The sequence below is a fragment of the Nocardioides sp. Z24_21 genome (assembly GCF_058134345.1).
This window is the reverse complement of record NZ_JBYTTH010000002.1, coordinates 261,007-274,292: the sequence shown is the minus strand read 5'-3', so window position 1 is coordinate 274,292 and position 13,286 is coordinate 261,007. Positions and strand designations below refer to the sequence as shown.

Sequence of the window (13,286 nt, the reverse complement as noted above, 5' to 3'; positions counted from 1 at the left end):
CACCCCGCCGTTTCCCCGCCGTTCCCCTCACCCCCGACCCCGCACGCGTCCCGCACGAGGAGAGAGCCTTGTCCGAGCAGACACTGTCCAACCTGATGCAGGAGGACCGGCGCTTCGAGCCCCCGGCCGACCTGGCCGCGAACGCCAACGTCAAGGAGGAGGCCTACGCCCGCGCCGACGCCGACCGCGAGGCGTTCTGGGCCGAGGCCGCCGAGCGCCTCGACTGGGGCCGGAAGTGGGACCAGGTCCTCGACTGGACCGACCCGCCGTTCGCCAAGTGGTTCGTCGGCGGCACGATCAACGCCTCGGTCAACTGCGTCGACCGCCACGTCGCGGCCGGCAACGGCGACAAGGTCGCCATCCACTGGGTCGGCGAGCCGGTCCACGACGGGGTGGCCGACACCCGCGACCTCACCTACGCCCAGCTCAAGGACGAGGTCTCCAGGGCCGCCAACGCGCTCACCGAGCTCGGTGTGAAGAAGGGCGACCGGGTCGCGATCTACATGCCGATGATCCCCGAGGTCGTCGTCGCGATGCTCGCCTGCGCGCGCCTCGGCGCCCCCCACACCGTGGTCTTCGGCGGCTTCTCCGCCGACGCCCTCGCCTCGCGCATCACCGACTGCGAGGCCCACGTCGTCATCACCTCCGACGGCGGCTTCCGGCGCGGCGCCGCGAGCGCGCTCAAGCCGGCCGTCGACGAGGCCGTGGAGAAGACCGGCGACCTGGTGCGCCACGTGCTCGTCGTACGCCGCACCGGCCAGGACGTCGCGTGGGACGACTCGCGCGACGTGTGGTGGCACGACGTCGTCGACTCCGCCTCCCCCGAGCACGAGGCCGAGATGCACGACTCCGAGCACCCGCTCTACGTCATGTACACCTCCGGCACCACCGGCAAGCCCAAGGGCATCCTGCACACCACCGGCGGCTACCTCACCGGGACGTCGTTCACGCACTGGGAGGTCTTCGACCTCAAGCCCGAGACCGACGTCTACTGGTGCACCGCCGACGTCGGCTGGGTGACCGGGCACTCCTACATGGTCTACGGCCCGCTCGCCAACGGCGCGACGCAGGTGATGTACGAGGGCACGCCCGAGAAGGGCCGCTGGTGGCAGATCGTGCAGGACTACAAGGTGACGATCTTCTACACCGCGCCGACCGCGATCCGCACCTTCATGAAGCAGGGCCGCGAGATCCCCGACGGCTACGACATGTCGTCGCTGCGCCTGCTCGGATCGGTCGGGGAGCCGATCAACCCCGAGGCCTACGTCTGGTACCGCGAGGTCATCGGCGGCGACCGCTGCCCGGTGGTCGACACGTGGTGGCAGACCGAGACCGGCCAGATCATGATCAGCCCGCTGCCCGGAGTCACCGCCGGCAAGCCCGGCTCGGCCATGAAGGCACTGCCCGGCGTCGCGGCCGACGTCGTCGACGACGAGGCCAAGCCGGTCGGCCACGGCAACGGCGGCTACCTCGTGCTCAAGGAGCCGTGGCCGGCGATGCTCCGCACGCTGTGGGGCGACGACCAGCGCTTCAAGGACACCTACTGGTCGCGCTGGCCCGGCCTCTACTTCGCCGGCGACGGCGCCAAGCTCGACGACGACGGCGACGTGTGGCTGCTGGGCCGCGTCGACGACGTGATGAACGTGTCGGGCCACCGCCTGTCCACCACCGAGATCGAGTCGGCGCTCGTGTCGCACCCCAAGGTCGCCGAGGCGGCCGTGGTGGGCGCGGCCGACGAGACCACCGGCCAGGCCGTGTGCGCGTTCGTCATCCTCCGCGACTCCGCCGGCGACGGCGGCGAGGACATCGTCGAGGAGCTGCGCAAGCACGTCGCCAAGGAGATCGGCGCGATCGCCAAGCCGCGCCAGATCATGGTCGTGCCCGAGCTGCCCAAGACCCGCTCCGGCAAGATCATGCGCCGCCTGCTCAAGGACGTCGCCGAGCACCGCGAGGTCGGCGACGTGACCACCCTCGCCGACTCCACGGTGATGGACATGATCAAGTCGAAGGAGACCTCCGCCCCGGCCGAGGACTGACCCTCTCCACCCGCCGGCTCCCCTCCCCACCCACCGGGTACTGAGGGACGTTCTGGTAGGCGATCCGGCCTTCGGACCTACCAGAACGTCCCTCACTAGGTCGCGCTTGCGGCCGGCCCGGCTGGCCACGGGAGGCTCGCGACTGCGCGCCGGCCGGCGGCGGGACCGTCAGTGGGTGGCGTCCTCGCTCGCCGCCTCGTCGGCGGCCGGGTCCGGACGTACGCCGCGGGTGGCGAGGAGCAGGAGCGCGACACCCACGACCGCCGCGATGAGGGAGGCGAGCAGGATCGCGATCTTGGCCTCGGCGGTGAGCAGCTCGACACCGGGAAAGGACAGCCCGGCGATGAAGATCGAGACCGTGAAGCCGATGCCGGCGACGGCACCGAGGCCCAGGAGCATCGACCACGAGGCGCCCTCCGGCAGCTTGGCGACGCCGAGGCGCACGGCGAGGGCCGACGTCAGCACGATGCCGACCGGCTTGCCGAGCACCAGGCCCAGGACGATGCCGAGCCCCACCGGCTCGGTGAAGACCTCGCCGATCGCGCCCAGCTCGACGCCGGCGTTGGCGAGGGCGAAGACGGGCAGGACGACGTACGCCGACACCGGGTGCAGCGTGCTGATGAGGCGCTCGACGACCGAGACCGACTCCTTGAGCAGGAAGCGGAGCCGGGCGAGCTCGTCGGGGTCGAGCTGCCGGTCGCGCAGCGCCCGCGTGGCGTGCTCGCGAGCGACCTCCTCGTCCAGCAGCGGCCTGGCCGGGGCCAGCAGGCCGATCGCGACGCCGGCCAGGGTCGCGTGCACGCCCGACTCGAGCAGGGCGAACCAGACGACGACGCCGAGGACCGCGTAGACCACGGTCGCCCACACGCGCACCGCCCGCAGCGCCGCCATGACGGCCAGGAGCGCGACCGCGATCGCCAGCCAGGTCAACGACAGGTCGCTCGTGTAGAACACCGCGATCACCAGGATCGCGCCGATGTCGTCGACGATCGCGAGCGTCAGGAGGAACAGCCGCGCGGCGGACGGGATCCGCCGCCCGAGCACGCCGAGCACGCCCACCGCGAAGGCGATGTCGGTGGCCATCGGGATGCCCCAGCCGGCGTTGCCGGCGGCACCGGGCGGGTTGAGCGCGAAGTAGATGCCCGCGGGCACGACCATCCCGCCGACGGCAGCGAGGATCGGCAGGGCCGCGGTCCGAGGGTCGCGCAGGTCGCCGTTGACCAGCTCGTACTTGATCTCGAGGCCGACGACGAAGAAGAAGATCACCATGAGGGCGTCGTTGACCCAGTGCTGCAGCGTCTCGTCGAGGTGCAGCGGCCCGACGTCGATGGCCAGCCGGGTGTGCCAGAGCGCGTCGTACGACGACGCCCACGCGCTGTTGGCCCAGATCAGGGCGGCGGCCGCCGAGAGCAGCAGCAGGATCGATCCGGCCGCCTCCACGCGCAGGAACTCGCGCATCGGGCGGGCCACGAGGCGGGCCAGCGGCTTGTCGCTGGCGATGTAGACCGGGCCGGTCTTCCACAGCCGGTCCTTGGACCCGGGCTCGTGGGGCTTGCGGTGTGAGGCCATGCGTCGGCGCATCCTTCGGGGGTCGTCGGGGCACTGTCACCGCGGAAATCCACCACGGGCCGACCAGACTTCCCGGCTCACCTGTGGCCCACTGTAGTCGGGGCGCTGCCGCACGCGGCCCGTTGGTAGGGTCGCAGCATCCAGCCCCGGCGTACACCGAAGGACACCTCACCCATGGCAAACGAACCGGTCAAGGACACCGATCCGACGCTCGGCAAGCTCGTCATGGACGCGCAGCGTGACGTCTCGACGCTGATCTCCAAGGAGATCCAGCTCGCCAAGAGCGAGCTCAAGGTGAGTGTCAAGCACGGCGGGGTCGGCATCGGCCTGTTCGCCGGCGCGGCGTTCCTCGCCGTGCTCGCGATCATCATGCTGTCGGTGGCGATCGTCTACTTCATCCACTGGAACGGCGCGGGCCTCGACCTGCAGTGGGCGTTCCTGATCGTCTTCGGCTTCTACGTCCTCGTCGCCGCGGTCCTCGCGATGATCGGGCTCAAGCAGGTCAAGCAGGTCAAGGCCCCCGAGAGGGCGATCGAGCAGGGCCGCCAGATCCCCCAGGCCCTCAAGGGACAGCCCTGATCTAGCGCACGCAGGTGCCGGTGTCGACCGGCGCCTCCCGGGTCAGCCCGGACGCCGCGGAGTCGGCGAGCTGGTCGGACGTCAGGGCGTAGCCCGTGTCGGGGTCGCTGACCGACGCCGCGAACACCATGCCCGCGACGTCGCCGGCCGACGTCACGATCGGCCCGCCGGAGTTGCCCGGCCGGATCAGCGCACGCAGCGAGAAGACCTGCCGGATCACGGTGCCCTCGCCGTAGATGTCGGGCGAGCGGAGCCGCTGCTCGGAGCGGATGCGGCCGGACGCCACGGCGTAGGGACCGTCCTGCGGGTAGCCGAGGACCGCGACCGGGTCGCGGGGCTCGGCCTGGGTGTCGAAGGCGAGCGGCGACGAGCCGGTGTCGGGGAGCGCGAGGACCGCGACGTCGAGGTCGGCGTCGTAGAGCACCACCGTGGCGGTCACCGAGGAGCCGGCGACCTCGACCTCGGGGCGGGTCACGCCCGCGACCACGTGGGCGTTGGTCATCAGCCGGGTGGGGGCGTAGAAGAACGCGGTGCCCTCGACGCCGCTGCCGCAGCCGTTGGTGCCGCGGACCTTGACCACGCTCGGCGCGGCCGCCAGCACGTCGGGGTCGGTGAGCATCCGCGGGTCGCCGGCGCGGACGGCGACGATGCGCTCGGGCGCGAACGGCTCGAGGTAGCGGGGGAAGAACGTCGTGCCGACCACGTTGTTGAACGCCTGCAGGACCCGCCCGGAGTCGGTCGGCAGCACCGCATCGACCTTGGCGAGCACCGTCGAGTCGCGCACCAGCGGCGTGATGGCGCCGATGCGGGTGCCGGAGACGGCGACGCCGAGGGCCCAGGCGACCAGCAGGACCGCGACGGCGCTCAGCGCGGAGCCGCCGATGGCGTCGACGGCGCGGATGGGCTGCCAGGTGATGCGGTCGCGCAGCCGCGCCCCGACGTACTGGAAGAGCGCCTGGCCCAGCGACGCGCAGATGATCACGATGAACAGCGCGCCCAGCGACACCCACAGCGACGGCGCGGCGTCGCCCAGCGCCAGGGGGGCCACCCAGACGCCGACGAGGCCGCCGAGCAGCAGCCCGACGGTGGCGCTCGCGCCGGTGATGAAGCCCTGCCAGTAGCCCGAGAGGGCATAGATCCCCACGAGTGCGATGAGGCACCAGTCGAGGCCGTTCATGCGCGCTACTCCTCGAGCCGGGTGTTCTGCGGGGTGTTGGGGGCGAGGTCGGTGCCCCGGGGGACACCCTGCAGCATGTGGTCGGGCAGGTCACGCACCCGCGCCCGGTCCCAGTCGTCGGCCCACCCGAGATGGCTGAAGAGCCGCGCGACGATGCCGGCGGTGAAGCCCCAGAGGATCACGTCGCGATCGGGCCCGATGAGGAACCCCGGGCCGAGCCAGCCGCTGGGGTGGCGCACCGTGATGCGGTTGTCGGGGTCGAGCAGGTCGGCGATCGCCACGTGGTGGATCTCGTGGACCTCGTCGGGGCTCGCGATCCGCACCTCGCCGCGGTCGCGCCAGTAGCCCAGGACGGGCGTGACGGCGAAGTTGCTCGGGGGCAGCCACAGCTCGGGCAGCTCGCCGAAGACCTCGATCTCGGCCGGCTGCAGGCCGATCTCCTCGTAGGCCTCGCGCAGCGCGCCCTCCACCGGGGTCTCGCCGGCGTCGAGCGACCCGCCCGGGAACGACACCTGGCCGGGGTGGGAGCGCATGTGGTGGTTGCGCTCGGTGAGCAGCAGCTCGCCGCGGTGCGCGAGGTCGTCGGGGGACGACGGGTCGGCGTCGCGGTCGGCGAAGACCATCAGGACGGCGCCGCGCCGCGGCTCGACGTCCTCCGGCGGCATGAACCGGGTGAGCTGGTGGACGGTGATCGTCGACGCCGCCTCGACGACCGGGGCCAGCCACCCCGGCAGCGAACCGCTCGCGTCGGGGGGCGGCGTCGCGCTCACAGGTCGATCCCGAGGTGCTCGGCGACCAGCTCGCGGACGTCGTCGACCGAGTCGACCCCGCCGGAGTCCTGGCCCACCACGACGCCGTCCTCGTCGACGAAGACGAACGCCGGCAGCCCGCGCCGGGCCACGGCGAAGGTGTCCTCGGTCATCAGCTCACCACCCGGGTCGGCGACCGAGGGGTAGGTCGCCCCGGTCTCCTCGGCCAGCGTGAGGGCCGCGGCGGGGTGCACGTCGTTGAAGTCGACGCCGAGCACCGGCACCCGGTCGCCGTACTGCTGGTGGAACGCCTCCAGCGCGGGCATCTCCTCGCGGCACGGACCGCAGTTGGCCTGCCACACGTTGATCACGACCGGCCCGCGCAGGGCGGAGAGGTCGACGTCGGGACCGCCGCCCAGGCACGGCAGGGTCAGCTCGGGCAGCCCGCCCTCGACGGGGGCGCCGGTGCCCGGCTCGCACGCCTCCATGCCGATGCGCGCCTTGGTCTCGCGCAGCGCGGGGGTGTCGACGTCGACGTCGGGCGGGCGTACGTCGACGCGTCCGCCGTCGGCCGAGCAGGCGGACAGCACGGCTGCGACCAGCAGCCCCAGGACGACCTTCTTCATGCGGGCCTCATGCGGGTCCCTGGGTGGTGACCAGCTTCTCCGCGTCGACCGGGTCGGTCGGACCGATGCCGAAGGACGGGCAGAGGCGGGCCACCGGGCAGGCGCCGCAGGCGGGCTTCTTGGCGTGGCAGCGCCGGCGCCCGTGCCAGATGAGGTGGTGCGACAGCATCGTCCAGTCGCGCTTGGGGAAGAGCGCGCCGACGGCGTGCTCGACCTTGACCGGGTCGGTCTCCTCGGTCCAGCCCAGGCGCCGCGCCAGCCGGCCGAAGTGGGTGTCGACGGTGATGCCGGGCTTGCCGAAGGCGTTGCCGAGCACGACGTTGGCGGTCTTGCGCCCCACGCCGGGCAGGGTGACGAGGTCGTCGAGGCGGTCGGGCACCTGGCCGTCGTAGCGCTCGACCAGCGCCTGGCTCAGCTTGAGCAGCGCGTCGGTCTTCTGCCGGAAGAAGCCGAGCGGGCCGAGCAGCTGCTCGAGGTGCTCGCGCGGCGCCGCGGCCATCGCCTGCGGCGTGGGGTAGGCCGCGAAGAGGGCCGGGCTGGCGGCGTTGACCCGGCGGTCGGTGGTCTGCGCGGAGACCACCGTGACGACGAGACACTCGAAAGGGTTGGTGAAGTCGAGCTCGGCGCGGGCGTCGGGATAGGTCTGCGCCAGGATCCGGTCGACCTTGCGCGCCCGGCGTACCAACGCGGTGTCGGGCTGGGGGATCACGACCGGGACGGCCTTGCGGGCGGGGGCTGGCACGCGCTCAGCCTACGGTCCGGTCCCGACACCGCCGAAGCCGGCGAAGCGTCCGCCGCACCGCCCGGTGTCGCGCGTGTGAGGCGGACCACGGCTAGGATCGGTGGTGATCCCGGGCGTGACCCGCCGGGACGCACCCGACCGGGAGGAATGACGTGGACAACGACGTGCTTCGGCAGGCACCGCTGTTCAGCTCGCTCGACGACGAGGCAGCGACTGCACTGGGTGGATCCATGGCCGAGACCCGGCTCCGTCGCGGTGACGTCCTCTTCCACGAGGGCGACTCCGGCGACAAGCTCTACATCGTCACCGAGGGCAAGGTGAAGCTCGGCCGGTCCTCCTCCGACGGCCGGGAGAACCTGCTCGCGATCATGGGTCCCGGACAGATGTTCGGCGAGCTCTCGCTCTTCGACCCCGGCCCACGCTCGGCGACGGTCACGGCCGTCACCGACGCCTCGTTCGCCTCGCTCTCCCACGACGACCTGCTGAAGTGGCTCGAGGGCCGCCCGCAGGTGGCGCGGGGCCTGCTGTCGCAGCTCGCCTCGCGGCTGCGCAAGTCCAACGACGTCGTCGCCGACCTGGTCTTCTCCGACGTCCCCGGCCGCGTGGCCAAGGCGCTGCTCGACCTGGCCGACCGCTTCGGGCGCACCGCCGACGACGGCGTGCACGTCCACCACGACCTCACCCAGGAGGAGCTCGCCCAGCTGGTCGGCGCCTCCCGCGAGACGGTCAACAAGGCCCTCGCCGACTTCGCCTCGCGCGGCTGGCTGCGCCTGGAGCCCCGCTCCGTCGTGATCATGGACATCGAGCGCCTCGGCCGCCGCGCCCGCTGACTCCGACCTCCACCCCGGCGCAGACGCGGACGTTGGTCCGCTCGGCCGCGCCGGCTGAGCGGGCACGCGGGCGAGGTCCCCGACCAACGTCCGCGCGTCTACGCGGGCGGGACGCCTCAGGCGCGCGGGTCGCGGCCGGCGAACGCGGCCAGCCGGTCGTAGCGCGACGCGTCGTCGGGCAGGTCGACCGCCGCACCGAAGGCGTCGCCGCGGTTGTCGGCGGTCAGCCCCTGCTGCAGGAACGCCAGTCCGCGCTCGGCCACCTCGTCGTCGAGCGGTGTCAGCGGGGGCCGGCCCAGCGCCCGGACCAGGTCCCAGGTGTGCACGCCGAGCTCGGCGCTCTGCCAGTCGGCCTGGGCGACCTGGTCGTCGGGCTCGGTGTGCCAGTGGTGGAGCAGGTCGTCGGCGTGCGTCCGGAAGTGGGCGGCCAGCTGGGAGGCGTCGACTCCGGTGCGTGCGCTCCAGTCGACCTGCTCCCCGCGCGCCAGCTGCAGGAAGTGCTCCGGCGCGGCGGCCAGGTGGTCGGCGAGCTCGGCCACGGTCCACCCCTCGCAGGGCGTGGGCCGGTCGAGGTCGTCGGGGTGGACGGCGGCGAGGGCGTCGCCGGCCTGGTCGAGGGCGCGGGAGAGGACGACGACGGGGCGGCGCGGCTGGTCCATGACCCCACCTCACTCCTCACGCCGACCGGGCGCAAGGGGTCATTCGTCGAGGTGGGCCAGCTGGGCCCGCACCGACAGCTCGGCCGCGCCCCACAGCACCGGGTCGACGTCGGCGTAGACAATCTCGACGATGGCGCGCGGCAGCGTGTCGTGGGGGAAGGACCCGCCCTCGCGCTCCACCGCGTGCAGGTCGCGCAGCGCGTCGCGCACCTGGTCGAGCCGCCGACGGCGGTGGGCGAGGTAGTGGTCGAGGGCGCCGAGGGCGTCGTCGATGACCGGGCCGTGGCCGGGCCACACCGTGGTGATGCGCTGCTCGCCGCACAGGGCGTGCAGCCGCTGCAGCGACGACAGGTAGGCACCGAGCTGCCCGTCGGGGTGCGCGACGACCGTCGTGCCGCGCCCCAGCACGGTGTCGCCCGTGAGCACGGCGCGGTCCTGCGGCACGACGAACGAAAGCGAGTCGGACGTGTGCCCGGGCGTCGCGACGACGTGCACCTCCAGCCCGCCGACGGCCACCACGTCGCCCTCGTCGAGCCCTTCCGAGCCCAGCCGGTGGGCCGGGTCGAGCGCGCGTACGCCGCACCCGTGCCGCTCGGCGTAGTCGCGGGCCGCCTCGCTGTGGTCGGCGTGGTGGTGGGTCAGCAGCACCACCGCCACGTCACCGGCCGCCACGTCGACGGCGTCGAGGTGCGCGGCGATCGAGGGCCCCGGGTCGACGACGACCGAACGCGACGACCCGGGGTCGCGCAGCACCCAGGTGTTGGTGCCGTCGAGGGTCATCACGCCGGCGTTGGGCGCCAGCACGCAGGTGCCCGTGGACCCGAAGGCGCCGCCCGACCAGCTCATCGCCGGCCCCTCATCGCTGGGCCATCAGCGCGGCGTAGGCCGGTGGCGTCGAGAGGACGAACTCGTCGCCGTCGGCGACCACCTCGGGGGTGAACATCTCCACCCGACGCTCGCGCGCCTGCGCGAGCACCGCGTCGGGGTCGGCCTGCTGGCCCACCTCGAGGCAGGTCAGCCAGGTCGGCGGCAGCATGAGGATGTCCTCGCGCTCGACCTGCTCGACGGCGTCGAGGGCGGGCACCCACATCACCGAGGACGACTCGCTCGACACGTCACGGGTCACCTGGCCCTCGGGCAGCCGCGCGACGAAGAACCAGGTGCGGTAGCGCCGGGGCTCGAAGACCGGGGTCAGCCAGCCCGACCAGGCGCCGAGGAGGTCGGTGCGCAGCACCAGCGAGCGCCTCTCGAGGAAGGCGGTCATCGAGACCTCGCGCGTCTCCAGGGCGACGCGGTCGGCCTCCCAGTCGTCGCCGGTCGTGTCGGCCACGACCGAGTCGGCACCGGCGCCGGCGAGCAGGACGCCGGACTCCTCGAAGGTCTCGCGCACCGCGGCGCACACGAGCGCGATGGCCTTCGGCTCGTCGCAGTCGAGCCGGTGGGCCCACTCGGCCGGCGACGGCCCCGCCCAGAGGCCGCGGTCGACCAGCTCGTCGTCGAAGTCGCGCGGGTCGACCCCGCCGCCGGGGAACACGCACATGCCCCCGGCGAAGGCCATCGAGGTCTGGCGGCGCAGCAGGTAGACGTCGGACCCGCCGCCCGACGCGGACGGGCGCAGCAGCACCACGGTGGCGGCGTCGCGCGGCTCGGCCGGCGTCGCGTCACCCGCGGCGTACGACCTGGCCTGGGCGACGAGGGCCTCGGGGAGCGGGAGGCGCTCCATGCTCAGACTTCGACGACGATCTCGACCTCGACGGGCACGTCGAGCGGGAGCACCGAGACGCCGACGGCGGAGCGGGCGTGCTTGCCGGCGTCGCCGAAGACGTCGCCGAGCAGCTCGGAGGCGCCGTTGGCGACCTTCGGCTGGCCGGTGAAGTCGGGCGTCGAGGCGACGAAGACGACGACCTTGACCACGCGCTTGACCGCGTCGAGCGAGCCGACCTCGGCCTTGACCGCCGCGAGGGCGTTGAGGGCGCACTGGCGCGCGCACTCGTAGCCGACCTCCTCGCTGACGTCGCCGCCGAGCTTGCCGACGGCGATCATCTCGCCGTCGCGGGCAGGGAGCTGGCCGGAGGTGAAGACGAGGTCACCGCTGCGGGACGTCGGCTGGTAGGCCGCGACCGGCGGGACGACGTCGGGGACGGTGATCCCCAGCTCGGCGAGGCGTGCCTCGGCGCCCACGTCAGGCCCCCGGCTTGGCGCGCTTGAGGAACGCCACCAGGCCACCCTGGGCGTTGGTGTGGATGGCCACCAGCTCCCAGCCGTCCTGGCCGAAGTTGTTGAGCATCAGGGCCTCGTTGTGGAGCGGAATCGGCGCCACCTGGTATTCCCACTGGGTCATGGCTCGCACCCTACTCGGGGCGGACGACCGCGGACCCGGGTCCTCCCGTGGGCTGACGCAGCCACCGCGCCCGGTGGCTAGGGTCCGACCATGGACCAGCACCCGTGGCGCCTCGGCCCGCGCGCCCGGCGCTGGCTGGACCTGTCGATCGTGTGCGGACTGGTGGCGCTCGGGGTGGTCGCCCACCTCGCCGTCGGGGAGCCGGTGGCCGCGCTCCTCACGACCGCCGAGGTGGTCCCGCTGCTCTGGCGCCGCACCCGCGCCTGGGGGGTGTTCCTCGCGGTGGCCACGGCGTCCGCGGTGCAGGCCGTGGCCTACCACGAGCCGGTCGTCGGCCAGCTCGCGTTCCCCATCGCCGTCTACGCCGTGGCTCGCTGGTCGCCGCGCTGGCAGGGGGTGACGGCGCTGCTCGTCGGCTACGCCGCCTCGCTGGTCGCGGCGGTCCGCTGGACCCTGGGCTTCGGCGGCGAGCTGACCGCCGGCAACATCGTCCCCTACGCCGTGACTATCGGCGCTCTCGTCACGACCGCCTGGGCGCTGGGCTTCGCGGCCCAGGAGCGGGAGAGGTACGTCGCCTCGCTGGTCGCGCGCGCCGAGCAGGCCGAGCGGATGGCCGAGCGCGAGGTCGAGCTCGCCGCCCGCGACGAGCGCTCGCGCATCGCCCGGGAGATGCACGACGTCGTCGCCCACGGGCTGTCGGTGATCGTCGTGCAGGCCGACGGCGCGCGCTACGCGGCGGCGAAGGACCCCGACGTGGCGGTCGGCACCCTGGAGACGATCTCCGCCGCCGGCCGCGAGGCGCTGACCGAGATGCGCCGCCTGCTCGGACTGCTGCGCGAGGGCGACACCGGCGTGGCGCCGCAGCCCGGGCTCGGCGACGTGCGCCACCTGGTCGAGGAGGCGCGCACCGCCGGCATGCGGGTCACCGCCGACCTCCCCGACCGGGTGGCCGAGGTGCCCGAGGTGCCCGTCGGCGTGGGACTGGCGGCCTATCGGATCGTGCAGGAGGCGCTCACCAACGTGCGCAAGCACGCCGGACCGGACGCGAGCGTGGACGTGCGGGTCACCGTCGACCGCGAGGTCGCCATCGACGTGCGTGACGACGGGCGGGGTGCGGCGGCGGGTGCCGACGGACGTGGGCTGGGCCTGGTCGGCATGCGCGAGCGCGCCGCTGTCCACGGCGGCACCCTCGAGGCCGGCCCGGCGCCCGGCGGCGGCTTCGCGGTGTCTGCGAGGCTGCCGCTGTGAGCGAGCACCGCACGGCCGACCGGATCCGGGTCTTCCTCGTCGACGACCAGCAGATGGTGCGCGCCGGCTTCCGGATGCTGGTCGAGAGCCAAGACGACATGGAGGTCGTCGGCGAGGCCGGCGACGGCGCCGAGGCGCTGGAGCGGTTGGCGGTCACCGCCGCCGACGTGGTGCTGATGGACGTCCGGATGCCCCGCGTCGACGGGGTGGAGGCCACCCGGCGGCTGCTGGCGGGCGCCGCGCCGCCGCGGGTGATCGTGCTGACCACCTTCGACCTCGACGAGTACGCCTTCGCCGCGATCCGTGCCGGCGCCTCCGCGTTCCTGCTCAAGGACGCCGCCCCGCCCGACCTCCTCGGCGCGATCCGGGCCGTGCAGGCCGGCGACGCCGTCGTCGCGCCGAGCACCACCCGCCGGCTGCTCGACCACTTCGCCGCGCTGCCCGACACTGCCACGACCGGGCTCGTCGACGACCGACTCGCACAGCTCACCGACCGCGAGGTCGAGGTGCTGACCCTGGTCGCCCGCGGCCTCAGCAACACCGAGATCGCCGCCGCGCTCGTCGTCGCCGAGACGACCGTGAAGACCCACGTCGGCCGGGTGCTGGCCAAGACCGGCTCGCGCGACCGCGTGCAGCTCGTGGTGCTCGGCTACGAGTCGGGCCTGGTCACCCCCTAGCCCGTCCCCGCGTCCTCCCCCGGTCGTACGCCGACCCGCCGGGTGCGACCGCA

15 protein-coding genes are annotated in these 13,286 nt (G+C 73.3%); 5 read left to right on the top strand and 10 right to left on the bottom strand.

What is annotated here, in order from left to right:
• The first annotated feature begins 95 nt into the window (after window positions 1–95).
• Complete coding sequence (gene acs, locus AC3X7Z_RS07740; RefSeq protein ID WP_489976004.1) at window positions 96–2,036, top strand: acetate--CoA ligase; 1,941 nt, start codon at window positions 96–98, stop codon at window positions 2,034–2,036.
• A gap of 168 nt (window positions 2,037–2,204) precedes the next feature.
• Here the strand turns inward: acs and nhaA are convergent, their stop codons facing one another.
• Window positions 2,205–3,605 (bottom strand): Na+/H+ antiporter NhaA, encoded by a 1,401-nt coding sequence (gene nhaA, locus AC3X7Z_RS07735; RefSeq protein WP_489975542.1) that lies wholly within the window; start codon window positions 3,603–3,605, stop codon window positions 2,205–2,207.
• 174 nt (window positions 3,606–3,779) lie between these two features.
• Here nhaA and AC3X7Z_RS07730 point away from each other — a divergent pair, with 174 nt between their 5' ends.
• Window positions 3,780–4,184 carry a phage holin family protein gene (locus AC3X7Z_RS07730; protein WP_186339949.1) on the top strand — a complete coding sequence of 135 codons (405 nt, stop codon included), beginning with the start codon at window positions 3,780–3,782 and terminating at the stop codon, window positions 4,182–4,184.
• Between the two features lies 1 nt (window position 4,185).
• On the opposite strand, the gene AC3X7Z_RS07725 is transcribed toward AC3X7Z_RS07730, so the two are convergent.
• From AC3X7Z_RS07725 to nth, 4 genes are read right to left on the bottom strand one after another with little or no spacing between them, the layout of a single operon-like run.
• Complete coding sequence (locus AC3X7Z_RS07725) at window positions 4,186–5,361, bottom strand: MarP family serine protease (protein ID WP_186339948.1); 1,176 nt, start codon at window positions 5,359–5,361, stop codon at window positions 4,186–4,188.
• A gap of 5 nt (window positions 5,362–5,366) precedes the next feature.
• Entirely contained in the window at window positions 5,367–6,131 is a 765-nt protein-coding gene (locus tag AC3X7Z_RS07720) for an NUDIX hydrolase (protein WP_241005288.1), read from the bottom strand.
• Complete coding sequence (locus AC3X7Z_RS07715) at window positions 6,128–6,736, bottom strand: TlpA family protein disulfide reductase (protein ID WP_186339947.1); 609 nt, start codon at window positions 6,734–6,736, stop codon at window positions 6,128–6,130. Before AC3X7Z_RS07715 ends, AC3X7Z_RS07720 begins: the two co-directional genes overlap by 4 nt.
• Before the next feature lie 7 nt (window positions 6,737–6,743).
• Window positions 6,744–7,478: an endonuclease III gene (nth, locus tag AC3X7Z_RS07710; RefSeq protein WP_489975541.1), complete on the bottom strand. Its 735-nt coding sequence runs from the start codon at window positions 7,476–7,478 to the stop codon at window positions 6,744–6,746.
• 152 nt (window positions 7,479–7,630) lie between these two features.
• Here nth and AC3X7Z_RS07705 point away from each other — a divergent pair, with 152 nt between their 5' ends.
• Window positions 7,631–8,308: a Crp/Fnr family transcriptional regulator gene (locus AC3X7Z_RS07705; RefSeq protein ID WP_186339946.1), complete on the top strand. Its 678-nt coding sequence runs from the start codon at window positions 7,631–7,633 to the stop codon at window positions 8,306–8,308.
• Window positions 8,309–8,424: 116 nt separating this feature from the next.
• Here AC3X7Z_RS07705 and AC3X7Z_RS07700 read toward each other — a convergent pair whose 3' ends face one another.
• Genes AC3X7Z_RS07700 through sp36 form a run of 5 tightly spaced genes read right to left on the bottom strand, consistent with a single transcriptional unit; the run spans window position 8,425 to window position 11,308 of the window.
• A complete protein-coding gene (locus tag AC3X7Z_RS07700; RefSeq protein WP_489975540.1) occupies window positions 8,425–8,967 on the bottom strand; it encodes a maleylpyruvate isomerase family mycothiol-dependent enzyme in 543 nt (180 codons plus the stop codon).
• A 39-nt stretch (window positions 8,968–9,006) separates the two neighbouring features.
• The gene (locus AC3X7Z_RS07695; RefSeq protein ID WP_489975539.1) at window positions 9,007–9,813 is read right to left on the bottom strand and encodes an MBL fold metallo-hydrolase; all 807 of its coding nucleotides are present in this window, start codon (window positions 9,811–9,813) and stop codon (window positions 9,007–9,009) included.
• Window positions 9,814–9,823: 10 nt separating this feature from the next.
• On the bottom strand, window positions 9,824–10,690 hold the full coding sequence (locus AC3X7Z_RS07690; RefSeq protein ID WP_489975538.1) for an NUDIX hydrolase: 867 nt from the start codon (window positions 10,688–10,690) through the stop codon (window positions 9,824–9,826).
• 2 nt (window positions 10,691–10,692) lie between these two features.
• Window positions 10,693–11,148: a RidA family protein gene (locus AC3X7Z_RS07685; protein WP_489975537.1), complete on the bottom strand. Its 456-nt coding sequence runs from the start codon at window positions 11,146–11,148 to the stop codon at window positions 10,693–10,695.
• Window position 11,149: 1 nt separating this feature from the next.
• Window positions 11,150–11,308, bottom strand: a complete 159-nt coding sequence (gene sp36 / locus AC3X7Z_RS07680; protein ID WP_186339941.1) for a Sp36 family protein — start codon at window positions 11,306–11,308, stop codon at window positions 11,150–11,152.
• A gap of 90 nt (window positions 11,309–11,398) precedes the next feature.
• Here sp36 and AC3X7Z_RS07675 point away from each other — a divergent pair, with 90 nt between their 5' ends.
• Both AC3X7Z_RS07675 and AC3X7Z_RS07670 read left to right on the top strand, forming a co-directional pair.
• Window positions 11,399–12,556 carry a sensor histidine kinase gene (locus AC3X7Z_RS07675; RefSeq protein ID WP_489975536.1) on the top strand — a complete coding sequence of 386 codons (1,158 nt, stop codon included), beginning with the start codon at window positions 11,399–11,401 and terminating at the stop codon, window positions 12,554–12,556.
• A complete protein-coding gene (locus tag AC3X7Z_RS07670; protein WP_489975535.1) occupies window positions 12,553–13,233 on the top strand; it encodes a response regulator in 681 nt (226 codons plus the stop codon). The genes AC3X7Z_RS07675 and AC3X7Z_RS07670 overlap by 4 nt, the downstream gene beginning before the upstream one ends.
• Window positions 13,234–13,286: the final 53 nt, after the last annotated feature.